Source organism: Rhodococcus sp. PvP016 (genome assembly GCF_017832185.1).
GTDB lineage: Bacteria > Actinomycetota > Actinomycetes > Mycobacteriales > Mycobacteriaceae > Rhodococcoides.
Map to the genome: position 1 here is coordinate 213,248 of NZ_JAFIBH010000001.1, position 23,487 is coordinate 236,734.

Sequence of the window (23,487 nt, forward strand, 5' to 3'; positions counted from 1 at the left end):
TCGAGCGATGTCCGACACCCGCACCCTGATCCTGATGCGCCACGGCAAGTCCTCGTACCCGGACGGGGTGGACGACCACGACCGGCCGCTCGACGAGCGGGGCCGTCGCCAGTCCGCCGCGGCCGGCGACTGGATCCGGGCGAACGTCGGCGCCGTGGACGCGGTGATCTGCTCGACGGCGACGCGCACCCGCCAGACGCTCGAGCGCACGGCCGTCGACGGGCCGGTGCGCTTCGAGAGCACCGTCTACGGGGGCTCGCCCGACGACATCGTCCGCGAGATCACCGCGACCGACGACTCGGCGGCCACCGTGTTGGTGGTGGGCCACGCACCCGGAATCCCCTTCACGGCACTGGAACTCGCCGACGACCGGGAGTCGGACGCGGCGGTGTGGATCCGTCGGGGCTATCCCACTTCCGCGCTGGCGGTGCTGGAGTTCACCGGCGACTGGTCGGATCTCGGGCCGGGGCGCGCCCGCCTGACTCACGCGCTCCGCGTCGACTGACCCTCCACCACTGCGCGATTGCGCGCGCTCTCCGAGCGACCCAGCGCCTTCACCTCGGCGTCCATCTTCGGCAGGATGCGCGGCACGTGGCGCAGCGTCGTGGCCTCACCGAGCCGAGTGGTGAGCACGGAGCGCACCCACCCGATGCCGCCCACGATGCCGGGAACGTAGACCCGGCGTGACCGCCGCTCCACCGCGCGGACGAAGGCGTCGACACACGCCTCGACCGGCAGGGTGCGGCCGAGCGGCCAGGGTAGGACGGCGAGCAGATCCTGGAACGCGGTGAGGTCGGACTTGGCGTCCTGCACCAGCGGGGTGTCGATCCACGCCATGTGTGCGGAGCCGACGGCCACGCCCTGGTACTTGACCTCGAGGCGCAGGGCGTTGGCGAAGTGCTCGGCTCCCGCCTTGCTCGCGTTGTACGACGCGAGGCCGGGGCACGCGGTGAAGGCCGCGAGCGACGAGACGACCAGCACGTAGCCCTTGCGCTCGATGAGCGAGGGCAGCGCCGCGCGGACGGTGTGGAAGACGCCCGTGGTGTTGATGTCGATCACGCGCTTGAACGTCTCCGGATCGACGTTGAGCACCGATCCGTAGCTCGAGATGCCGGCGTTCGCGAGGACGACGTCGATGCCGCCGAATCGCGCGATGCCCGCGTCCACGGCGGCCTGCATGTCCGCGAGATCCCGCACGTCGGCGCGCACCCCCATGGCGACGTCGCCGAGATCGGCCACGAGTGCCGTCAGAGGCGCCTCGTCCACGTCGGTCAGCACCAGCTTCGCGCCCTTGGCCGCGAGAGCCCGCGCCGTCGCCTCGCCGATACCGCGGCCCGCGCCGGTGATGAGCACGACCTTGTTGCGCACGCTGACCATGTGAGTCCTCCTGACGACGAATGTCCGGCCACAGTACCTGTGACCGGAGATGACACCTACTGATCCTCGGAATCGGCGACGCACTGCGGACCGTGGTTGTCCTCGATCGGGAGCACGATCTCGGTCATCATCCGACACGAGGAGAGGCCGACCATGACCGCCACGCACCCACTCACCATGGAGATCCAGCTCGTCATGCTGCCCGTCACCGACGTCGACCGTGCGAAGGAGTTCTACACCCGCATCGGTTTCCACGCCGACCACGACGCCAGTCCCTTCCCGGACATGCGCTACGTCCAGCTCACCCCGCCCGGTTCCGCGTGCTCGATCGCGATCGGGAGGAACATCACCTCCGCCGCACCCGGATCCGTCGAGGGCATGCTGGTCGTCGTGCAGGACGTGCAGGCCGCGTACGAGATGCTGCTGTCCGCCGGCGTCGAGGCCACCCCGGTGAAGGACGAGGGCTGGGGGTTGTTCACGTACTTCGCCGACCCGGACGGCAACAGGTGGGCGGTGCAGCAGTTGCCTGTGGGCTGACGCCCCCGTGCGCCTTTTGCGCATCCAGGGATACGCAGAAGGCGCACGGGGGTGACGGAGCAAGGGTCCGGACGGGACCGATGGTGGGTCCGCCCAAGCTTCTCGCGACGGCGGCACCCGGGCGTTTCGCCGGAATAGGCTGCGCCCGAATCGGCAGGCGTGCCGGTCGGACGGGGGCGCAGTGACGGAGACCGAGAATCGGACCGAGCGCGGTACGACTCAGGCGCAGCCACGCTGGCGGACACTCGGCGCCCGGCGCGACTCCCGCACCCTCCCGTACGGGTGGGGACCCGCGATCGTGCTGGTGCTGGTCTCGCTCGTGGACCGCATCGAGTTCAGCCTGGTCGCCGCCGTGCTGCCGCAGCTGCAGGCGGAGTTCGGGTTCGGCGACACCGCCGCCGGTTCCATCCCCACCGCGGCCGCCGTCGCCGCGGGACTCCTCGCGATGCCCGCCGCCTACCTCGCCGATCGCCACGACCGCGGCCGCATCATCACTGTCGTCGTCTTCCTGTGGGCCCTGGCGACGGTCGGCTCCGCGCTCGCTCCCACCTTCGCCATCTTCTACCTGGTGCGCATGGGCCTCGCCGCCGCCGAGGCCATCGACAACCCGGCCAGCGCCAGCATGCTCGCCGACTTCCACCCACCTGCCACCCGCCCGACGGCCTTCGGCTGGTGGCGCACCGCGGCCTACCTCGGCGGCGCCGGCATCGTGCTGGGCGGAGTGCTCGCCGACTGGCTCGGGTGGCGCGGCGCCTTCCTCGTCATGGCGATCCCCGGCGTGGTGGTCGCCGTGCTGATGTCGCGCGTGCGGGAGCCCGAGCGCGGCTACGCCGACCGGCTGGCCGCGGGCAGCGCCGACGCACCCGCACCGGTCGCCGCGACCGACCCCATGCCGATCCAACTCCGCCGCGTCGCGCCCATCCGCACCCTGTGGTTCACGGGCGGCGCACTCACCGTCATGAGTCTCGCGGTCGGCGGTCTGACGTTCTGGGTGCCCAGCCTGCTGCAACGCCGATTCGGCCTCGGTGAAGCGGCCGCCGCGTCCGCGGGCGGCGGCCTGACACTGATCGGCATCGTCGGCGGCACGCTCGTCGGCTCCCTGCTCACCCGGCGAACCCTGTTCTCGACGCCGTCGCAGTGGCGCGTCCTGGTGGGCGGCACCGGCATCCTGCTGGGCACCGTCGCCATGGCCGGGGCGTTGGCCTCCGAGAGCTGGCTGCCCTTCACCGTGCTGCTCACCGTGTTCGGCTTCTTCACCGCCTGGGCCATCCCGACGCTCACCTCGTGTGTCGCCGACGTGCTCGCCCCGCGCGACCGCGGACTGGGCTACGGACTGCTGCAGATCGCCGCGACCGTGGGCGGCGCCGTCGGACCGCTGCTCGTCGGCGCGGTGTCCGACGCGTACGGCTCCCTCACCACCGGCATGGTTCCGCTGCTGCCCCTGCTGCTGATCGGGGGCGTGCTCGCCCTCTGCGCCTACCCGTACGTGTCGCCGGACGCACAGCGGGTGCTGGACGGGGTGGCCTGACGGTCGGGGTGGCCTGACGCGCCCCTGCTCGCCTCCTCGTGTTCGCTCGTCTGTCAGGGCGGCGCGATAGCGTCCCGCACCATGCGACTCACCCGCGTGCTCCTCGCCGCGTCCGTCCTCGCCGCGTCCGTCCACACCCTGACCGCCTGCAGCGCGCCTGCCGCCGACGAGCCGCCCGGTGACCCGCGCACCGTCCGCGTCGCGACGTACAACGCCAGCATGAACCGTCCCGCCGCCGGCGATCTGGTCGCCGCTCTGCGGTCCGGAACGGATCCGCAGATCCGGTCGGTGGCCGACGTGGTTCAGCGCAATGCCCCGGACATGCTGCTGCTCAACGAGTTCGACTACTCCGACGGTGCCGTCGACCTCTTCCGCGACAACTACCTCACCGTCGGCGACGCACCGATCGACTACCCGTTCGCGTACACGGCGCCCGTCAACACCGGCGAGCCGTCCGGGCTCGACCTCGACGGTGACGGGCGGTCCGACGGGCCGAACGATGCCTGGGGCTTCGGGCAGTTCCCCGGCCAGTACGGGATGGTCGTCCTCTCGAAGTTCCCGCTCGACGCCGCCGCGGTCCGCACCTTCCAGACCTTCCGCTGGGCCGACATGCCCGACAATCTGCTGCCGCGCGAGTACTACGGCGCGAACTCCGACGCGCTGCGCCTGTCGAGCAAGTCGCACTGGGACGTACCCGTGGACATCGACGGGCGGGTGATCCACCTGCTCGTCTCGCACCCCACGCCGCCGTCCTTCGACGGGCCCGAGGACCGGAACGGCCGCCGCAATCACGACGAGATCCGGCTCACCGCGGACTACATCGCCGGCGCCGACTACCTCGTCGACGACACCGGGCTGGCCGGCGGCCTGCCGGACGGCTCCTCGTTCGTGGTGTTGGGGGACCAGAACAGCGATCCGGTCGACGGAGACTCCTACCCGGGCGCCATCGCGCAATTACTCGACAGCCCGGCGCTGCAGGACCCGGCTCCCACCTCGCCGACCGCCGGCACCGACACGGCGGACTTCGCCGACCCCGTGCCGGGTGATCTGCGGGTGGACTACGTCCTGCCAAGCATCGATCTGACGGTCACCGGATCGGGGGTCTTCTGGCCCGCGCCGGGCGAGCCGGGCGCCGAGTTGCTGTCGGCGAGCGATCACAGACTGGTGTGGGTGGACCTGCAGGTCTGACCCGTCAGCGCAGCAGTGCGGCCAACGCCTCGTCGGACGCGCGCAGAGCGGCGCGGTCGAACGTCGAGGCGGAGGACAGGATCTCGTCGGCACCGGTGCGGTCGACGAGGTCCTCGAGCCGGCGGCGCACCGTCGCCGGACTGCCGTGCACGCTGCCGTCGAGGGAGCGCTGGGCCGACTCCCGAGCCCGCGGGGTGAGACCGTCGGGCATCTCGGTGACCGCCCGCAGCGGTGGGAACTCCCCGGTCCGGCGGGAGTCCGCCATGGCCACCGCCTCCGCCATGGCGAGCCCGCGGGCCTCGGCGTCGGTGTCGGCGACCAGCACGTCGAGCGACACCGTCACGGACGGCTGCGCCGCGAAGGCCGACGGAACGAACTCGCGTCGATACGCCGCCAGCGGAGCCAGGTCACCCGTCAGCATCGGACCGCCCACCACGACGGGAAGCCCGCGCTGCGCGGCGATCGAGAGCCCGTGACCCGTCGCGAGGACGTGGATCGGGATCAGTCGCTCGGGCGCGGGCTGCACGGTCACCGGACCGGTTCCGAGCAGGAAGTCCTGCAGATCCGCGAGATCGTCGGCGAAGCGTTCGGCGTCCTCGGTGTCCGCCCGCAGCACCTTGCGTACCGGCGGCGTGAACCCCAGTGACCGGCCCACACCGAGGTCGACACGGCCGGGACACAACGCGTCGAGCATCGCGAACTGCTCCGCGACGACGATGGGCGCATGGTTCGGCAGCATGACGCCGCCCGACCCCAGCCGGATCCGCGACGTCGCCGCGCCGATCGCGGCGAGCAGGACCGCAGGTGAGCCGCTCGCGATGCCGGGGACGGCGTGATGCTCGGCCACCCAGAACCGCTCATAGCCCGCCGCCTCGGCCCACCGTGCACGCTCGATCGTGTCCGACACCGCAGTGGCGGCAGACCGCTCGGTGCGGGTACGGGAGCGATCGAGGAGGGACAGACGCATATTCTGTACAACCGCCGCAGGAGTCACCCTGTTCCGCTCCGACACTTCAGAGAAACCGGCACAGAGATTGGTAACAGTCATACAATCCGGTCGAATGGTTCCATCGCCTGCGCCATTCACGGGATACTGAGCACTCGACTGTTCTCGATCGATGGTGGGTGTGCACGTGAAGCGCAGGCAACTGCTGCAACTGGCCGCAGCAGGAATGGTGGGTCTCGCGGTCCCGCCCGCGATCACCCGGTCGACGGCGTCTGCACTCCCGCTCGGTGTCCCCTCGATCCGGAACCTCCTGCCCGAACTGTTCACCGACCCCCCGCGTCCACCGGACCACTCACCAGCCCTCGTCATCGGATCAGGCTTCGGAGCCAGCGCTGCGGCGTTGCGGCTCGCGCAGGCCGGTACATCGGTCACCGTGCTCGAACGAGGACTCCGCTGGCCGCGCGACCCGTTCCGCGACATCTTCACCGCCGACATGACGGCCGACGGCCGCGGCCTGTGGCATCAGCGCTCGTTCACCAACCTCACCGGCATGCCTGTCGGGCCCGTCGACTGGTTCAACGGCGTTCTCGACACCACCCGATACGAGAACCTGTCGGTGTGGCGCGCGGCCGCGGTGGGCGGCGGCTCCGTCGTCTACACCGGCGTCAGCATCGCCCCGGACAAGCGCTTCTTCGACCTCTCCTTCGGTGGCCGCGTCGACTACGACGAGATGGCGTCGCAGTGGTACCCCAAGGCCCGCTCGGTGCTCCGGCCGTCGACCATGCCCGACGACATCTACGCCTCCCCCGGGTTCGCCCACTCGCGGACGTGGGACGACCACGCCCGCCGCGCCGGTTTCGACCCGCAGCGCGTCGACGGAGGCTGGAACTGGAACGTGCTGCGTGACGAGATGTCGGGTCGGTCCCGGCCGTCCGCCACCGTCGGCCGCAGCACGTTCGGCAACTCCAACGGCGCGAAGCACGACCTGACGCAGAACTACATCCCGCAGGCCGAGGCCACGGGCAACGCCGTGGTGTGTCACAGCCACGAGGTCGTCGCCATCGGCACCGAGAGCGGCGGCCGCTACCGCGTGGAGGTGCGGCGCCTCGATCCCGAGGGCAACGCACTCGAGACGCGCACGCTGACCTGCGACTCGCTGATCCTCGGCGCCGGCTCCATCGGCACCACCGAACTGCTGGTCCGCGCACAGGCCACCGGCGCGCTTGCCGAGCTCAACGAGTTCGTCGGACGCGGATGGGGCACCAACGGCGACGCCTTCATGACGCGTTCGCTCGGCCCTGTCGGTGGCGGACCGCAGGGAGCGCCGTGCGCCTCGCGCATCGTCGACGACACGGGCCTGCCACTCAGCGTCGAGAACTGGTACGTCCCGGGCGTTCCCACCGAGATGGGGTTCCTCGGATCGCTCGGTATGACCATCGACCCGCTGCGGGCCGATTTCCGCTACGACCGTGCGACCGACGGGATGAGCTTGACCTGGCCCAAGGGCGGCAGCCGCGACACCGTCGAGGCACTGCGTGCGGTGCAGAACCGGATGGCACAGGCCGGCCGCACCGTCGTCTCCGCCGAGCCGTTCACTCGCGACGTCGACGACACCTTCACCGCCCACCCCCTCGGCGGTGCGGTCCTGGGCGACGTCACCGATGCGTACGGACGAGTGAAGGGGCACCCCGGCCTGTACGTCATGGACGGAGCTCTCGTTCCCGGCAGCACGGGCGCCGCCAACCCGTCTCTCACCATCACCGCGCTCGCCGAGCGCAACATCGCAGCCGTCATCGCCGCGGGCGGCTAGGCGTACCCGGCCGTCAGCTAGGCCAGGCCGATCTCCGGCCGACCCTCCGGCACCGTCACAGTCGCTGCCGTACGGACCGGCGCGCCGGGAACCGAGATCGCGTCCAGGACCCGGACCTCGGACCGCCACTCGGTCGGCGTCAGCGTCGCACGCAGATAGCCGCGACGGGCATTGCCGAACTTGACGTGCGGGGACGCGGCCGCGATGTCCGCACCGGCCGTGTCGACGTCCGCACCGTCCTTGCCCGACGCGATGGAGGTCGACGCGATCTCGACGCCCACCACCGGGGCGGAGTCGTCCTGATAGTCGCGGCGCAGTTCCGACACGATGGTGCGGTGGATGTCGCCCACGATGGACGCGAGGGTGATCCCCCGGTCGCGGGCGCCGTCGAGGATGCGGTGCCGTGACGCCTCGTACCCACTCCACGGGTCCATCCCGACCTTCCGCTCGCCGTCGCTGATGCGGGCGAGGTCGGAGATCACCGTCTGGTGTGCGAGGAACTTCCACGTGGCGCCGGACCCGAAGCCGTCGAGGATCCACTTCTCCTGCGCCGCTCCGGTGATGGTGCGACTCGGGTCCGCGGTCTCCGCGTTCTGCGCGTGTTCGCCGTCGCCGTTGGCCTGATCGCTGCGGTACTGCCGGGTGTCGAGCACCGAGAAGTCCACCAGGTCACCGAAACTGAAGCGGCGGTACGCCGTCAGATCCGGTCCCGTCGGTCGCTGGGCCATCCGCACGGGAGTGTTCTCCCACCACGCCTTGAACGCATCGGCGCGGCGCAGGAGGAACAACCGCGGATCACCCGCAGGATCGCCGGGAGCGGCAGTGCCGGCATCCTGGCTGATCGCCCCGGCCCAGTTGTTGTCTACTTCGTGATCGTCGAAGGTGGTGATCCACGGTGCCGCCGCGTGCGCCGACGCGAGGTCGGGATCCGACTTGTACAGCGCGTACCGATCGCGATAGTCGTTCAGTACCAGCGTCTCTCGTCCCGCGGACTCGGGCCGTGGCTGCGATGCGCGGGCGCCCGTGCCGGGGATCGCATACTCGTAGATGTAGTCGCCGAGGAAGAACACGACGTCCGGGTCGCTCGCCGCGAGATCGGCGTAGGCGCCGTAGAACCCGTCCTCCCACTTCTGGCACGACGCCCACGCGAACGACAGTGACGCGAGGGGTGATCCCGGTGCGGGCGCCGTCCTCGTCCGTCCGACGGTGCTCACGTGCGGACCGACCATGAAGCGGTAGTAGTACTCTCGCGCCGGAGCCAGACCCCGCACGTCCACGTGCACCGACCAACCGTCCGCGTCGGATGCCAGCTCGATGCCCTGGCTCACCGTCCGCCCGAACCGTTCGTCCTCGGCGATCTCCCACCGCACCGGCACCACACCCGGCCGCATACCGCCGACCGGAGCGAGCGGATCGACCGCGAGACGAGTCCACAGCACCACCGAGTCCGGCAGCGGATCGCCCGACGCGACCCCGAGGCGGAACGGGTAGTCGGCCGGGGTTCCGCGCGGCGGTTGCGCGTGCGCCGTCGCGCTCGACAGCTCCGGTGTCATCGCGAGCGCACCGACCAGTGCGGTCCATGTGAGGAACGAACGACGCGTGGTGCCGGCACGGAGAGAACGATCGGCACCGATGACGAGATCTCGACGGCTCATGGATCGAACGGTGCCCCTCGAAGGGAAACTCCGTGTGGAGCGGAGGCAACGCGGGTGTGGCCGAACAGCGAGGACTCGCGCTGAAACCACCCGAATCGGGTACGCCGTCCTCATGGACGACAAGCGAGAGATGGGCAGACGCGACGTCGAGAAGCGGTGGCGCGATCCGCGCGCGATCCGGCACGCGGCCATGTACGACGGGGCGGTGATCGGTATCGCTGCCGTCGCGGTGGCCGTGTTCCTCGCAGCGGGCGCAACCGACGTCGTGATCGCGGCGCTCGTTCCAGGTGTCTGTCTGCTCGGCGGGATCGGCGCACTGTGGATCGGCTACCGCTCCTACCGCCACGGCGGGACGTGGCCCATCTGGCAGGGCGCCGCGTGGCTGCTGTTCGCGCTGATGCTGGTGAGCCTGTCCCTCCCGACCCTCGCGCTGCGCTGAGCCGGGAGGGAACCGCTCACGCCTGCACGACGGTGACGACGTTGCCGTCGGGATCCTTCAGCATGAACATCGGCGGCACGTTGGGGTCGTCGTCCCCGCCGAGCGGTTCCACGTCGACGCCGCCGATGGCACTCAGGCGAGCGTGCTCGGCCCGCACGTCCGACGTCTCCACACCGATCGCGGAACCACCCGGCTGGTCGTACATCGGCGGGTTGAGCGCCAGTCGCGCCGTGGACCCACGCGGCGCCACCTCGAGCCAGCGGTACTCCTCGTTCGGCCCGAAGCGGCTGTCGCCGCGCACCTCGAACCCGAGCACGCGGGTGTAGAAGTCGAGCGCCTTGTCCTGATCGGCAACGGTGAACATGGCCACGCCGATGTTCGTGATGGTGCTGGGAGTCTCGGTCATGGCTCAGTAGACCCGAGCCAGGGCTGAAACTCATCGCGCGGGTGTTGTTCGCCCGGCGACACCATCCGCACTCCGGTTCATCACCTGCACCCGCGATGGGGGGTGCACCGGACGATCCGAGGTGCGCCGGGCCGAGCAGCTGAGAAACGACACGAGCCCCACCCCGCCGAAGCGGGATGGGGCTCGATGTTGCTCGTCTCTAGCGGTAGTCGCCGGAGAAACCGTAGTCGTCGAGCGGCACTGCAGCACCGGTGTTCTGGCCGAAGCCGTCCGCGCTGTAATACTGATCGTCGTACGACGGCACCGCGTAAGCCGCGGCACGTGCTTCCTCGGTGGGCTGAACCGTGATGTTCCGGTACCGGTTGATGCCGGTGCCGGCGGGGATCAGCTTTCCGATGATCACGTTCTCCTTGAGACCGATGAGCTTGTCCGAGCGGCAGTTGATCGCCGCGTCGGTCAGCACTCGGGTGGTCTCCTGGAACGACGCCGCGGACAGCCACGAATCGGTTGCCAGCGATGCCTTGGTGATACCCATCAGCACCGGACGTCCGGCGGCGGGCTCGCCACCCTCGGACACGACGCGACGGTTGCTCGACTCGAACTCACTGCGCTCGGTCAGCGATCCGGGCAGGAACTCCGTGGAGCCCGAATCGATGATGGTCACGCGGCGGAGCATCTGACGAACGATCGTCTCGATGTGCTTGTCGTGGATGGACACACCCTGGCTGCGGTACACCTCCTGGACCTCGTTGACGAGGTGGATCTGCACCTGACGCGGGCCCATGACTCGCAGGACCTCGTGGGGATCGGCAGCACCTTCCATGAGCTGCTGGCCGACCTCGACGTGGTCACCGTCCGACAACAGACGCTCCGTGCCGTCGTCGTGCTTGAAGACACGCAGACGCTGACGCTTGGAGAGCTTGTCGTAGACGACCTCTTCGCCGCCGTCGTCCGGGACGATGGTGATCTTGTAGAAACGGTCACCGTCCTCGAGCTGGATGCGACCCGAGACGTCCGCGATGGGCGCCTTGCCCTTGGGCACACGAGCCTCGAAGAGCTCCTGCACTCGGGGCAGACCACCGGTGATGTCGTCGCCGGCCACACCACCCTGGTGGAAGGTACGCATCGTGAGCTGCGTGCCGGGCTCACCGATCGACTGTGCCGCGACGATACCGACGGCCTCGCCGATGTCGACGAGCTTGCCGGTGGCCATGGAACGGCCGTAGCAGGTGGCGCAGACGCCGGTGCCCGTGGTGCAGGTGAGCACCGAACGAACCTTGACCGACGTGATGCCCGCTGCGAGCAGCGCGTCGATGGCCGGGTCGCCCAGGTCGTGTCCACGCTCGACGATGACGTTGCCGTCGGCGTCGACCGCGTCGGCGGCCAGGGTGCGGGCGTACGTCGAGGTCTCGACGTGCGCGTCGCGGATCATCGAGCCGTCGGCCAGCTTCTCCGCGATCACCGTGGTGATGCCGCGCTCGGTGCCACAGTCGGTCTCCCGAACGATGACGTCCTGCGAGACGTCGACCAGACGACGCGTCAGGTAGCCCGAGTCGGCGGTACGAAGCGCCGTGTCGGCCAGACCCTTACGAGCACCGTGCGTGTTGATGAAGTACTCCAGGACCGTCAGGCCCTCCTTGAAGGAGGACTTGATCGGGCGCGGGATGAACTCACCCTTCGGGTTGGTCACCAGACCCTTCATGCCGGCGAGCGACCGCACCTGCGTCATGTTTCCGGCTGCGCCGGACTTCACGATCATCGGGATCGGGTTCTCGTCGGGGAAGTGGGCCTCCATGGCCTTACCGACCTGCTCGGTGGCTTCCTGCCAGATCTTGACCAGGGCCGAGTTGCGCTCGGTCCGGTCGAGAGCGCCACGCTGGTACTGCTTCTCCAGGCGGTCGGCCTGAGCCTCGAACTCCTCGAGGATCTGCGGCTTCTCCGGCGGCACGAGGACGTCGGAGATGGAGATCGTGACACCCGAACGCGTGGCCCAGTAGAAGCCGGCGTCCTTGAGCTTGTCGACGGTCTGCGCGACCACGATCATCGGGTACCGCTCGGCGAGATCGTTGATGATCGTCGCCTGGCGCTTCTTCGGCATCTGCTCGTTGACGAACGGGTAGTTCGTCGGGAGCAGCTCGTTGAAGAGCACGCGCCCCAGCGTCGTCTCGGCGGTCCAGGCATCGCCCGGGGTCCAGCCGTCGGGGAACAGCTCCGCCTCGATCTCGCGCGACGGACGCTGCTGCGTCAGACGCACCTTGATCTGCGACTGCACGGTGAGGACGCCTCGATCGACGGCCATCTGTGCCTCGGCCGGGCTGGCGTAGATGCCCAGCTCCGCCGAGTCGGACGTCGAGGCCTGGAACTCGCCCAGAGCCTTGTCGTCGAGACGCGTCAGGTGGAACAGACCCGTCACCATGTCCAGACGCGGCATGGCGAGCGGGCGGCCCGATGCCGGCGACAGGATGTTGTTCGACGACAGCATCAGGATGCGTGCCTCGGCCTGCGCCTCGGCGGACAGCGGCAGGTGGACTGCCATCTGGTCACCGTCGAAGTCGGCGTTGAAGGCCTCGCACACGAGGGGGTGCAGCTGGATGGCCTTGCCCTCGACCAGCTGCGGCTCGAATGCCTGGATGCCCAGACGGTGCAGCGTGGGTGCGCGGTTCAGCAGCACGGGGTGCTCGGCGATGACCTCTTCGAGGACGTCCCACACCTGTGCGCGCTGACGCTCGACCATGCGCTTCGCCGACTTGATGTTCTGCGCGTGGTTGAGATCCACCAGGCGCTTCATCACGAACGGCTTGAACAGCTCGAGTGCCATGAGCTTCGGCAGACCGCACTGGTGCAGCTTGAGCTGCGGTCCGACGACGATGACCGAACGGCCCGAGTAGTCGACGCGCTTGCCGAGCAGGTTCTGACGGAAACGACCCTGCTTGCCCTTGAGCAGATCGGACAGCGACTTGAGCGGGCGGTTGCCCGGTCCGGTGACCGGACGGCCGCGACGACCGTTGTCGAACAGGGCGTCGACCGACTCCTGCAGCATCCGCTTCTCGTTGTTGACGATGATCTCGGGAGCACCGAGGTCGATCAGTCGCTTGAGACGGTTGTTGCGGTTGATGACGCGGCGGTACAGATCGTTGAGGTCGGACGTCGCGAAACGTCCACCGTCGAGCTGCACCATCGGACGCAGCTCCGGCGGGATCACCGGCACGGCGTCGAGCACCATGCCCATGGGCGAGTTGCCCGTGGACTGGAACGCGGCGACGACCTTGAGGCGCTTCAGAGCACGGAGCTTCTTCTGGCCCTTGCCACTGCGGATGGTCTCGCGCAGGCTCTCGGCCTCGGCCTCGATGTCGAAGGTCTCCATGAGCTTCTGGATGGACTCCGCGCCCATCGCACCCGTGAAGTACTCGCCGTAGCGGTCGATCAACTCGCGGTAGATGAGCTCGTCGACGATGAGCTGCTTCTTGGCCAGCTTGGTGAAGGTGGTCCAGATCTCCTCGAGACGATCCAGCTCACGCTGAGCGCGGTCACGGAGCTGACGCATCTCGCGCTCGCCACCGTCCTTGACCTTGCGACGGACGTCGGACTTGGCGCCCTCCGCCTCGAGCTCGGCGATGTCGGCCTCGAGCTTCTGCGCACGGGCCTCGAGATCGGCGTCGCGCTGATCGGCGACGGCCTTCTTCTCGACCTCCATCTCGGCCTCGAGAGTGGAGAGCTCGTTGTGGCGCAGCTCGTCGTCGACCGACGTGATGACGTAGGCGGCGAAGTAGATGATCTTCTCGAGATCCTTCGGCGCCAGGTCCAGCAGGTAGCCGAGGCGCGACGGAACACCCTTGAAGTACCAGATGTGCGTGACCGGTGCGGCCAGCTCGATGTGACCCATGCGCTCACGACGCACCTTGGCGCGAGTCACCTCGACGCCACAGCGCTCACAGATGATGCCCTTGAAGCGCACGCGCTTGTACTTGCCGCAGTAGCACTCCCAGTCGCGAGTAGGTCCGAAGATCTTCTCGCAGAACAGGCCGTCCTTCTCGGGCTTGAGCGTGCGGTAGTTGATGGTCTCCGGCTTCTTGACCTCGCCGTAGGACCAATTGCGGATGTCGTCCGCGGTCGCGAGACCGATGCGGAGTTCATCGAAGAAGTTGACGTCCAGCACGTCGTACTTCCTTTCCCCTTCTCAGGGATAGTTTTCTGCTGCTACGAGTGATCGGGGGTGGGCCGGCGCGAGTCGCCTCGCGCCGGCCTGTCACCGATTACTGCGCGAGATCGTCGACGGTCGCGGACTCGTTGCGGGAGAGATTGATTCCCAGGTTGGCCGCGGCACGCTCGAGATCCTCGTCGTCACCGTCCGCCATCGTGATGGCCGCGCCGTCCGAGGACAGCACCTCCACGTTGAGGCAGAGCGACTGGAGCTCCTTGAGGAGCACCTTGAAGGACTCGGGGATACCGGGCTCCGGGATGTTCTCGCCCTTGACGATGGCCTCGTAGACCTTCACGCGGCCGACCACGTCGTCGGACTTGATGGTGAGGAGCTCCTGCAGCGTGTAGGCGGCGCCGTAGGCCTGCATGGCCCAGCACTCCATCTCGCCGAAGCGCTGTCCACCGAACTGCGCCTTACCACCGAGGGGCTGCTGCGTGATCATCGAGTACGGACCGGTCGAACGAGCGTGGATCTTGTCGTCGACGAGGTGGTGCAGCTTGATGATGTACATGTAGCCCACGGAGACCGGGTACGGGAACGGCTCGCCGGAACGGCCGTCGAACAGGGTGGCCTTTCCGTCCGCGCCGACCATGCGCTCGCCGTCGCGGTTCGGGATCGTGCTCGCCAGCAGGCCGGTGAGCTCGTCCTCCTTCGCACCGTCGAACACCGGGGTGGCGATGTTGGTGTCCGCCTCGGCGGCCAGCATCTCCTCGGGCAGCGTCGCGGCCCAGTCGGGTCGGACTCCGTCCGCGGCCACCTGAATGTTCCATCCGGTCTTGCCGATCCAGCCGAGGTGGGTCTCGAGGATCTGACCGATGTTCATACGACGCGGGACGCCGTGCGTGTTCAGGATGATGTCGACCGGGGTGCCGTCGGACAGGAACGGCATGTCCTCCTGGGGGAGGATCTTGCCGATGACGCCCTTGTTGCCGTGGCGGCCGGCGAGCTTGTCGCCGTCCTGGATCTTGCGCTTCTGGGCCACGTAGACGCGGACCAGCTCGTTCACGCCGGGAGGCAGATCGTCGTCGTCCTCGCGCGAGAACACGCGAATGCCGATGACCTTTCCATTCTCGCCGTGCGGAACCTTCAGAGACGTGTCGCGAACCTCGCGGGCCTTCTCGCCGAAGATGGCGCGCAGCAGGCGCTCCTCCGGGGTCAGCTCGGTCTCGCCCTTCGGCGTGACCTTTCCGACCAGGACGTCGCCGTCACGAACCTCGGCACCGATACGGATGATGCCGCGCTCGTCGAGATCGGCGAGGACCTCGTCCGAGACGTTCGGGATGTCACGGGTGATCTCCTCGGCACCGAGCTTGGTGTCGCGGGCATCGATCTCGTGCTCCTCGATGTGGATCGAGGTCAGGACGTCCTCTTCCACGAGGCGCTGCGACAGGATGATCGCGTCCTCGTAGTTGTGGCCCTCCCACGGCATGATCGCGACGAGCAGGTTCTTGCCCAGCGCCATCTCACCGTTCTCGGTGCAGGGACCGTCGGCCAGGACCTGGCCGGCCTCGACCCGTGCGCCCTCGTCCACGATCGGACGCTGGTTGGCACAGGTGCCCTGGTTCGAGCGCGCGAACTTGCGCATCCGGTAGGTGTTGCGAGTGCCGTCGTCCGCCATCACGGTGACGTAGTCGGCAGACACCTCCTCGATGACACCGGCCTTCTCGTTGACGATGACGTCGCCGGCATCGACAGCGGCACGCAGCTCCATGCCGGTTCCGACGAGCGGAGCCTCGCTGCGCACCAGCGGCACGGCCTGACGCTGCATGTTCGCGCCCATCAGTGCGCGGTTGGCGTCGTCGTGCTCGAGGAACGGGATCATCGCCGTGGCGACCGAGACCATCTGACGAGGCGAGACGTCCATGTAATCGACGTCCATCGACGAGACGAACTCGACCTCTCCACCCTTACGGCGGACGAGGATCTTCTCGTCGACGAAGCGACCCGAGGTGTCGATGGACGAGTTGGCCTGCGCCACGACGTGGCGGTCCTCCTCGTCGGCGGTCAGGTAGTCGACATCGTCGGTGACCTGTCCCTCGACGACCTTGCGGTACGGCGTCTCGATGAAACCGAACGGGTTCACGCGTGCGTACACCGAGAGCGATCCGATCAGGCCGATGTTCGGGCCTTCCGGGGTCTCGATGGGGCACATGCGGCCGTAGTGCGACGGGTGGACGTCGCGGACCTCGAGGCCGGCGCGCTCACGCGACAGACCGCCGGGGCCCAACGCCGACAGACGACGCTTGTGCGTCAGACCCGACAGCGGGTTGTTCTGGTCCATGAACTGCGACAGCTGCGAGGTTCCGAAGAACTCCTTGATGGCAGCGACCACGGGACGGATGTTGATCAGGGTCTGCGGCGTGATGGCCTCGACGTCCTGGGTGGTCATCCGCTCGCGGACCACACGCTCCATGCGGGACAGGCCCACGCGGATCTGGTTCTGGATCAGCTCGCCGACCGTGCGGAGACGACGGTTGCCGAAGTGGTCGATGTCGTCGACCTCCACGGGAACCTCGACGCCGTCGGGTGCCGTCATCGACTTCTCGCCCGCGTGCAGACGCACGAGGTACTCGATGGTGGCGACGATGTCCTCTTCGGTCAGCGTCGACGCCTCGATGGGCAGACCCGAGTTCAGGCCCAGCTTCTTGTTGATCTTGTAGCGACCCACGCGTGCGAGGTCGTAGCGCTTCTCCTTGAAGAACAGGTTCTCCAGCAGGGTCTGCGCGCTCTCCTTCGTGGGCGGCTCGCCCGGACGGAGCTTGCGGTAGATGTCGAGCAGCGCCTCGTCGGTGCCGGCCGTGTTGTCCTTCTCAAGAGTGGCCATGAGGATCTCCGAGAAGCCGAAGCGCTCGGTGATCTGCTCGGTGGTCCAGCCGAGTGCCTTGAGCAGCACGGTGACGGGCTGACGACGCTTGCGGTCGATGCGCACACCGACGGTGTCGCGCTTGTCGACGTCGAACTCGAGCCAGGCGCCGCGGCCGGGGATGACCTTGACGCTGTGCAGATCCTTCTCGGTGGTCTTGTCGACGGCGTGGTCGAAGTAGACACCCGGGGAACGTACGAGCTGCGAGACGACGACGCGCTCGGTGCCGTTGATGATGAACGTGCCCTTGTCGGTCATCATCGGGAAGTCACCCATGAAGACCGTCTGGCTCTTGATCTCACCGGTGTTGTTGTTGATGAACTCCGCGGTGACGAACAACGGCGCCGCGTAGGTCATGTCCTTGTCCTTGCACTCGTCGATCGAGGCCTTGACCTCGTCGAAGCGCGGATCGGAGAAGGAGAGGGACATCGAGCCGGAGAAGTCCTCGATCGGAGAGAGCTCCGTCAGGATGTCCTCGAGACCGCCGCTGCGAGAGCTGTCGCCACGTGCTTCCGCACGTGCGCGCCACTCCGGCGTGCCGACGAGCCACTCGAACGAATCGGTCTGAAGATCGAGCAACCCCGGTACTTCGAGGGGTTCGCGAATTTTCGCGAACGACACCCTCTTCGGGGCTCCGGGAGTTCCGGCGTTTTCCTTGGACTGGGTGGAGACTGCCAAGATGCGTCCTTCCAGCACCTCACGCGGGCCGCTTCGTGCACTACGCGACCGTCGCTAATCTGCTTCTTTGTGTGGGAACTTCGCTGGTCACTACCCGTACGAAGTCCTCGCTCAGCAGAGATCGACACACGTGTCGATTCAGGCAAAGTCTGGAAGTGGACAGGAGGCACCCAGCGCAACGTCCAAAAGTACCCCAATGCGGCGGATATGGCAACCGCGTCCGCGCGACGAGCGCGCTCGGCCCGGACACCGCACGAGCCGTGATCCACGAACTGCTGTACGCCCTGCCCGTCGGTCCCGACGCCCGGTGCCTCCATTTGCTCCGGCGTCGATCTCGATCATGGCAGCGGGGTCGCACCCGCGTTCGATGAATCCGGTAATCAGAGTGGACTCCCGAAGCCCCCGCGTCAAGAGCGAGAGCGGCGTTTCGTCCCCCGAATCCGCTCGAAGCGGGCGATCAGCGGTTGTCGATGGTCGCGAGCAGCCACTTTCCGTCGACACGTTCCATGGTCACCGAGACCGGAGTCTGCACCGTTCCCTGGTCGACCGTGTCCTGCGTCGCGGCGATGTCCATGCTGGCCAGCAGCTCGGCCCGGTCACCGTCGAGCAGTGACACCCCGATGTCGGTGACGGTGGCCGTCGTGGTGGTCTGCGTCTGGATGACGCCCTGCTTGGTCTGCTCCGCCGTGGAGTCGTACTCCCCGCGGCGCTCGTCGTTCAGCACCGCGCGAGCGGCCGCCTGATCCTGGTCGATGGTGTCGAACTTGTAGCTGAACACCGTCTGCAGAGCGTCGCGCCCGGCCGACGTGACCTCGAGGGTGGCCGGAGTGTCGACCCATGCCTCGTTGCTCACCTCGGACGTACCGGGGCGCACCACGGCGAGGAGCGCGATCACGGCGAACACCACCGCGAGTGCGGCGAGCAGCATCGTGCGGGGAGTCCACCAGGCCGTGCGGCCGGCGGCGGCGCCGTCGTCCGCCTCGGCCACGACAGAGCCCGTGTCCGAGGCCGCGTCCGTGCTGTCGACCTCGGCGGTGTCGGCCGGCGACTTCGACAGGTCGACGGTCGAGGCCGCGTCGGTGGACGCGCTCGTGGTCTCGTTCTCGATCGCGTCGCCGCCTGCGGCGGGCGCCGTGGAGCGTCCGGCGACCTTGGGTCGACGAATGCTGCCGGCGGGGACACGGGGAGCGCCTGTGGGGGGTCTACGGCGTGCGGGGGGCATAGAGAGAACTCCTGGCTGGTGCGAGGCGAGCGGGACGGACGGCGTCGTGACAGCGAGGTGTCACTGACCGCCGTCGGTCGGTGCGGGAGCGGGATCGACGGGCGCGGCGGGATCCACCGGAGCTGCGGGGTCGACCGGGGCCGCGGGATCGGTGGGTGCAGCGGGATCGCCGGTCGCGGCGGGCGCGCCGGGGACCTCGAGGGGGATGCGTTGCCCGATGGGCTGGATGCGCGTGGCCTTCCACGTGCCGTCCACGTCCTGCAGTTCGAGACGCAGGGTGCTCTGGTACCGCTCGTTGCCGTCCGGCTTGGTGGTGTCGGTGGTGAGGACGACGAGCGACTGCGCGGTGCCGTCGTCGGAACTGAACCCGACGAGCGACGCGTGTTGCACCGCCGCGGTGGTGACCACACCGGTCTCCGCGAACTGCTGGCGGAACTGATCCTTGGTGTCGTTCAGACCGTTGGTGAGCTCGTCACCGGTGATGGAGGACTCGATGTCGGCGAACGTCTTGTCCAGATCGTTCGAGTCCACGGAGTTCAGATTGATCGCCGCCTGCCGGGCACCGGCGAGGGCGTCGTCGCGCAGGGAGGCGTCCGAGGACTCCTGGTACGCGAGGAACCAGAAGATGCTCAGCACGACGGCCGCGATCAACGTGATCGCGGCGGCCGCGGCGGTCACCGCCGTGGCGACCGGAGACGTGCGCGGCGCCGGTGCGGCCGTGGACTCGGACGTGCCGTCACCGGTATCGGTGCCGTCGAGGTCCGGGTCGGAAGGAGAGGTGGTTGGCGTCACAGCAGACACCCTACTTGAGGGTAACTTCTCGCTGCCATCACCGCGCACCTCTCCTCACCCGACTCGACGGTCAGGGGCGGACCGTCACACCGAGCAGTGCGGCCAGCTGCGTCGCGATCGGGTTCAGATCGAGGGGGTCCGGCGCGACCTTGGGCTTGTCGTCCCACGGCTGCACCGTCTGCGGATCGGCGAAGCGCACGCTGTTCGCGCCGCGCACACCCGTCAGAGATCCCTGCGGCACAGTGCAGTTCGCGTCGAGATTCAACGGGAAATCCTGCTGTGTCGGATCGAAATCGGGGTTCTTGGCGTACTCCGCGTCGAGGATCGCCTGCGTGCCCTCGTATCCCTGGGTGCACGACGGCGGGTTGTTCACCTCGAGCGCGATGCCGAAGTGGATGGTGCCGTCACCCGGGCTCGCCGAGTTCGCTCCCTGCGCCAGGGCCGGGAGGAACTGCAGCAGAGGACGCAGCGCGAACGTGCGCGGACTCAGTGCACTGGTCACACCCGCGAGGTTCGTCAGGTTGGTCGTCAGACCGGGGCCGGCCTGGTCGACGAGCGCGCCGACCTGATCGCTGGCGGGAAGCCCGTTGTCGATCAGACGACGGATGTCCGGATCGCTCGACCGCAGCTGCGCTGTCACCAGTTCGAGGTCCGAGCTGAACTGCTGGATGGACGACGACTGCTCGGACTGCGTGTCCAGCACGACGCGACTGTCCCGGATCAGGGTGAGCGTCTGCGGGAGGTTCGTCAGACCGTCCTCGGAGAAGCTGTCCAGCGAATCGACGAGTCCCGCCAGCGCGTCGCCGGTTCCTTCGAAGCCGGTACCCAGTTCGGTGACCACGGTGCGCAGATCGTCGACGGGCACGGAGTCGGCGAGCGTCTTGACGTTCTTGAGCAGGCTCTCCACCGGCGTCGGGATGGACGTGTCGTCCTGCCGGATGACGTCGCCGTCCTGGAGGAACGGGCCCTGATCGGTGCGCGGCTGCAGATCGACGTACTGCTCACCGATGGCGGAGCGGTTGGCCACCACGGCGATGGTGTCGGCCGGGACGTCGGGAGCGCTCTTCTCGAGCTTCAGCTCGACGTCGACGCCCTGCTCGGTCAGCTTCAGCTCACCGACGCGCCCCACGGGAATGCCGCGGTACGTCACCTCGGCGTTACTGAAGATGCCGCCGGAATCGGCGAACTGACCGGTGACCGTGTACTGGCCGAAACCGAACAGCTGGTCGACGCGCACGTACTTGGCACCGACGTACACGAGGCCGAGCACGGCGATGACGACGAAGAGGATCAGCTGTGTGCTGACCAGCTTGGATCTCACTGTCCACCTTCGTTCTGAGGAACGATCCCGAACTGCTGCAGGATGCCGTCCAACGGGTTCGCCGACGGTGCGGCGGCGGGTACACCCGGCGCCGGGGTCGGCGACGGGATGATGGGCGGCAGAGGCAGCAGCGAGATGGTCGGGAAGGAGTTACGCGGGCCGTTGCCGTTGTAGTACGGGTTCGACGGATCGACCCGAGGCTTGGGATCGCCGTTGCGGGGCGCGCTGTAGATCGGGTTGCCCTGGCCGACGCCCAGCGCGGTGAGCTGATTGCCGATCTGCAGATCGACGCTGAGGAACAGGTTCACCGCGTTGCCCTGCGTGATCTTCTCGACGCCGTCGGGGAACGGGAACGTGGGCACGAACGCGAGGTCCGTGATCAGCTCGTCGCCGTAGGTCGAGAGCTCCTGCAGGGTCGGGCGCAGTGCGCGCAGGTCGGCGATCAGATCGTCCTTCGAACGCTCGATGACGTCGGTTCCCACCTGCCCGAGGCGATCGAGCTGACCGAGAAGCTGTGTCAGCTGCGGACGCTGCTGTTCGAGCACCTCGGTGGCGACCGGCAGATCGACGAGGATCCGGTCGATCTTCTCGGTCTGCTGGTTGAGCGTGCCGGTGAGGACGTCGAGACCGTCGATCGCACGCGTGATGTCGGCCTTCTGATCCTCGAGGCCGCCGATGAGCGAGTTGGCCTCCTCGAGCAGGTTCCGCACCCGGTCCTCGCGGCCGCCGAGCGCGGTGTTCAGCTCCTTGACGATCGGAGCGAGCTGCGCCACGCCGCCGCCGTTGAGCAACATCGACAGCGCGCCGAGCACCTGCTCGATGTCGGTGGCGTGGCGGGTGCGCTCGACGGGGATGGTGTCGCCCGACGCCAGTCGTCCGGACGCCGCGTCGTCGGCCGGAACGCTGAGCTGGACGAACTTCTCGCCGAGCAGGTTGGTCTGCTGGACCGACGCCATGGCGTTCGCCGGCAGGTCCACGGACGAGTCGATCTCGACCTCCACGTCGGCGATCCACGAGTCGTTCGGCACGGAGACCGAGGTGACCCGGCCGACCTGGACACCGTCGACCTTGACGGTCGACTGCGGAACCAGGTCCAGCACGTCGTCGAACTGCAGCGTCAACCGGACAGGATCCGATCCGACGTCCGCTCCGCCGGGCAGCGGGATCCCGTAGATACCGCTGGATCCGCAGGCACTGAGCGTCACGGCGACGACGCAGGCACCGGAGGCGGCCATCAGGCCACGCGAGCGCACTCTCATCGTCACTCCCCTTCCGCAGGAATGTTCAGACCCGGAAGCTGCAGGTCGTCGACCCGCGGCGATTCGACACCGGGCACGGTGCCGGGCTCGACGTTGCGCTGGATGTTGTCGGCGCTGAGCAACCCGAACGGCAGGACCAGCGTCGGCGTCTTCACCCCGGAGACGACCTGGTCGACGATCGTGTTGCAGTTGTCGACGATCGGCTGCATCTGCCGGCCGAGCGCCTCGAACTGCGGATCCCCCGGGCGCAACTTCTGCAGATCGATGAGGCTGCAGAAGAACGTCTTCGGATCCTGGAACTCCTGGAAGATCAGGCGTGCGTCCAGCGATCCGGACTCGGCGTTGTACGAGTTCGCGACGTTCGCGACCGCCAGCGGCAGCAGCGTCAGCGTGTCCGCCAGGTTCTGGCGGTTGTCGGCGAGCAACTGTGTGGTCGGAGCCAGGTCGTCGAGGTCGTTGGACAGCTGGTCCCGGTTGTCCCGCACGAAGGTCGCGACGTCACCGAGCGTGACCGAGAGCTGGTTCAGCGCGAGGCCGAGATTCTCCCGCTCCCCCGCCAGGAAGCTCGTCAGCGAGGACAGCTGGTTGTTGAAGGCACGCACCTGCTGGTCGTTCGCCGACAGTGCGCTGACGAACGTCTGCAGGTTCTGGATCGTGCCGAACAGATCGCCGCGGTACGAGTCGAGCGTCTCGACGGCACCGGAGAGCTGGGTCAGTGAATCATTCAGCGCCTCACCGTTTCCGGCCAGGTTCTGCGCGCCGGTGGTCACGAGGTCGGAGACGGCGCCGTTCTGGTTGGCACCGTTCGGTCCGAGCGCGGCCGACAACTCGTCGATGCTCTTGTACAGCTCGTCGACCTCGACGGGAGTGGCCGTGCGCTCACGCGGGATCACGGCGCCGGACTCCATCTTCTCGCCGCCCGTGTACGCCGGCGCGAGCTGGACGTAGCGGTCGGCGACGACGGACGGAGCGAGCTGGACTGCACGGGCGTCCGCAGGAATGTCGACGCCTCGATCGACGCGCATGTCGACCTGCACCTGATCGCCCAGGCCCTCGACCTTGGTGACGGTGCCGACCTTGACGCCGAGGACGCGAACCTCGGTGCCCTCGTACACGCCGACCGTCTTGTCGAAGTACGACGTGATCGTGGTGGTGCCGAGTCGGGTGAAGGCCCACCACAGGGCGAACACGACGAGCACCACGACGGCGACGACGGCAGCGATGATTCCCAGGTTGCGCTTGCTGAAGAAGCCGCCGCTCGACGG

Annotated in this window: 17 protein-coding genes; 6 read left to right on the forward strand and 11 right to left on the reverse strand. The window is 68.0% G+C overall.

The features are described 5' to 3' along the window. Positions 1-7: 7 nt before the first annotated feature. Positions 8-505, forward strand: coding sequence for a histidine phosphatase family protein (locus JOE30_RS00750; protein ID WP_204868992.1), 498 nt, complete (start codon positions 8-10; stop codon positions 503-505). Here JOE30_RS00750 and JOE30_RS00755 read toward each other — a convergent pair. Continuing rightward, on the reverse strand, positions 484-1,377 hold the full coding sequence (locus tag JOE30_RS00755) for an SDR family oxidoreductase (protein WP_204868993.1): 894 nt from the start codon (positions 1,375-1,377) through the stop codon (positions 484-486). The genes JOE30_RS00750 and JOE30_RS00755 overlap by 22 nt on opposite strands. Positions 1,378-1,530: 153 nt before the next feature. Between JOE30_RS00755 and JOE30_RS00760 the strand changes: the two genes are divergently transcribed. The 3 genes from JOE30_RS00760 to JOE30_RS00770 all read left to right on the forward strand — a co-directional run bounded on the left by JOE30_RS00760 (position 1,531) and on the right by JOE30_RS00770 (position 4,630). Then, positions 1,531-1,914 (forward strand): VOC family protein, encoded by a 384-nt coding sequence (locus JOE30_RS00760; protein WP_204868994.1) that lies wholly within the window; start codon positions 1,531-1,533, stop codon positions 1,912-1,914. A gap of 181 nt (positions 1,915-2,095) precedes the next feature. After that, a complete protein-coding gene (locus JOE30_RS00765) occupies positions 2,096-3,442 on the forward strand; it encodes an MFS transporter (protein WP_204868995.1) in 1,347 nt (448 codons plus the stop codon). Positions 3,443-3,523: 81 nt separating this feature from the next. After that, on the forward strand, positions 3,524-4,630 hold the full coding sequence (locus JOE30_RS00770; protein WP_204868996.1) for an endonuclease/exonuclease/phosphatase family protein: 1,107 nt from the start codon (positions 3,524-3,526) through the stop codon (positions 4,628-4,630). 4 nt (positions 4,631-4,634) lie between these two features. On the opposite strand, the gene JOE30_RS00775 is transcribed toward JOE30_RS00770, so the two are convergent. Then, complete coding sequence (locus tag JOE30_RS00775; protein ID WP_204868997.1) at positions 4,635-5,597, reverse strand: MsnO8 family LLM class oxidoreductase; 963 nt, start codon at positions 5,595-5,597, stop codon at positions 4,635-4,637. Positions 5,598-5,802: 205 nt separating this feature from the next. On the opposite strand from JOE30_RS00775, the gene JOE30_RS00780 reads away from it, so the two are divergent. Beyond that, a complete protein-coding gene (locus tag JOE30_RS00780) occupies positions 5,803-7,386 on the forward strand; it encodes a GMC oxidoreductase (protein ID WP_204870653.1) in 1,584 nt (527 codons plus the stop codon). Positions 7,387-7,403: 17 nt separating this feature from the next. Here JOE30_RS00780 and JOE30_RS00785 read toward each other — a convergent pair whose 3' ends face one another. Beyond that, positions 7,404-9,041, reverse strand: a complete 1,638-nt coding sequence (locus tag JOE30_RS00785; RefSeq protein ID WP_204868998.1) for an alkaline phosphatase — start codon at positions 9,039-9,041, stop codon at positions 7,404-7,406. A 112-nt stretch (positions 9,042-9,153) separates the two neighbouring features. On the opposite strand from JOE30_RS00785, the gene JOE30_RS00790 reads away from it, so the two are divergent. Further along, positions 9,154-9,480, forward strand: a complete 327-nt coding sequence (locus JOE30_RS00790) for a hypothetical protein (protein WP_204868999.1) — start codon at positions 9,154-9,156, stop codon at positions 9,478-9,480. A 16-nt stretch (positions 9,481-9,496) separates the two neighbouring features. Here JOE30_RS00790 and JOE30_RS00795 read toward each other — a convergent pair whose 3' ends face one another. The 8 genes from JOE30_RS00795 to JOE30_RS00830 form a co-directional block, all read right to left on the reverse strand. After that, entirely contained in the window at positions 9,497-9,886 is a 390-nt protein-coding gene (locus JOE30_RS00795) for a VOC family protein (RefSeq protein ID WP_204869000.1), read from the reverse strand. A 199-nt stretch (positions 9,887-10,085) separates the two neighbouring features. After that, positions 10,086-14,042 carry a DNA-directed RNA polymerase subunit beta' gene (locus JOE30_RS00800; RefSeq protein WP_027504575.1) on the reverse strand — a complete coding sequence of 1,319 codons (3,957 nt, stop codon included), beginning with the start codon at positions 14,040-14,042 and terminating at the stop codon, positions 10,086-10,088. 97 nt (positions 14,043-14,139) lie between these two features. After that, positions 14,140-17,646, reverse strand: a complete 3,507-nt coding sequence (locus JOE30_RS00805; protein WP_204869001.1) for a DNA-directed RNA polymerase subunit beta — start codon at positions 17,644-17,646, stop codon at positions 14,140-14,142. Between the two features lie 439 nt (positions 17,647-18,085). Next, a complete protein-coding gene (locus tag JOE30_RS00810; RefSeq protein ID WP_204869002.1) occupies positions 18,086-18,850 on the reverse strand; it encodes a hypothetical protein in 765 nt (254 codons plus the stop codon). Positions 18,851-18,910: 60 nt separating this feature from the next. After that, a complete protein-coding gene (locus JOE30_RS00815) occupies positions 18,911-19,642 on the reverse strand; it encodes a hypothetical protein (protein ID WP_204869003.1) in 732 nt (243 codons plus the stop codon). Positions 19,643-19,712: 70 nt separating this feature from the next. Continuing rightward, positions 19,713-20,963 carry an MCE family protein gene (locus tag JOE30_RS00820; protein ID WP_204869004.1) on the reverse strand — a complete coding sequence of 417 codons (1,251 nt, stop codon included), beginning with the start codon at positions 20,961-20,963 and terminating at the stop codon, positions 19,713-19,715. After that, a complete protein-coding gene (locus JOE30_RS00825; RefSeq protein WP_204869005.1) occupies positions 20,960-22,222 on the reverse strand; it encodes an MCE family protein in 1,263 nt (420 codons plus the stop codon). Before JOE30_RS00825 ends, JOE30_RS00820 begins: the two co-directional genes overlap by 4 nt. Positions 22,223-22,224: 2 nt before the next feature. Further along, positions 22,225-23,454, reverse strand: a complete 1,230-nt coding sequence (locus JOE30_RS00830; RefSeq protein WP_204870654.1) for an MCE family protein — start codon at positions 23,452-23,454, stop codon at positions 22,225-22,227. Positions 23,455-23,487: the final 33 nt, after the last annotated feature.

Bases quoted from the DNA above. Each gene is read 5' to 3' on its own strand.
- JOE30_RS00825 (WP_204869005.1), bottom strand. From the start codon at position 22,222: ATGAGAGTGCGCTCGCGTGGCCTGATGGCCGCCTCCGGTGCCTGCGTC.
- JOE30_RS00750 (WP_204868992.1), top strand. From the start codon at position 8: ATGTCCGACACCCGCACCCTGATCCTGATGCGCCACGGCAAGTCCTCG.
- JOE30_RS00795 (WP_204869000.1), bottom strand. From the start codon at position 9,886: ATGACCGAGACTCCCAGCACCATCACGAACATCGGCGTGGCCATGTTC.
- JOE30_RS00775 (WP_204868997.1), bottom strand. From the start codon at position 5,597: ATGCGTCTGTCCCTCCTCGATCGCTCCCGTACCCGCACCGAGCGGTCT.
- JOE30_RS00760 (WP_204868994.1), top strand. From the start codon at position 1,531: ATGACCGCCACGCACCCACTCACCATGGAGATCCAGCTCGTCATGCTG.
- JOE30_RS00790 (WP_204868999.1), top strand. From the start codon at position 9,154: ATGGACGACAAGCGAGAGATGGGCAGACGCGACGTCGAGAAGCGGTGG.
- JOE30_RS00755 (WP_204868993.1), bottom strand. From the start codon at position 1,377: ATGGTCAGCGTGCGCAACAAGGTCGTGCTCATCACCGGCGCGGGCCGC.
- JOE30_RS00770 (WP_204868996.1), top strand. From the start codon at position 3,524: ATGCGACTCACCCGCGTGCTCCTCGCCGCGTCCGTCCTCGCCGCGTCC.
- JOE30_RS00780 (WP_204870653.1), top strand. From the start codon at position 5,803: ATGGTGGGTCTCGCGGTCCCGCCCGCGATCACCCGGTCGACGGCGTCT.
- JOE30_RS00785 (WP_204868998.1), bottom strand. From the start codon at position 9,041: ATGAGCCGTCGAGATCTCGTCATCGGTGCCGATCGTTCTCTCCGTGCC.
- JOE30_RS00810 (WP_204869002.1), bottom strand. From the start codon at position 18,850: ATGCCCCCCGCACGCCGTAGACCCCCCACAGGCGCTCCCCGTGTCCCC.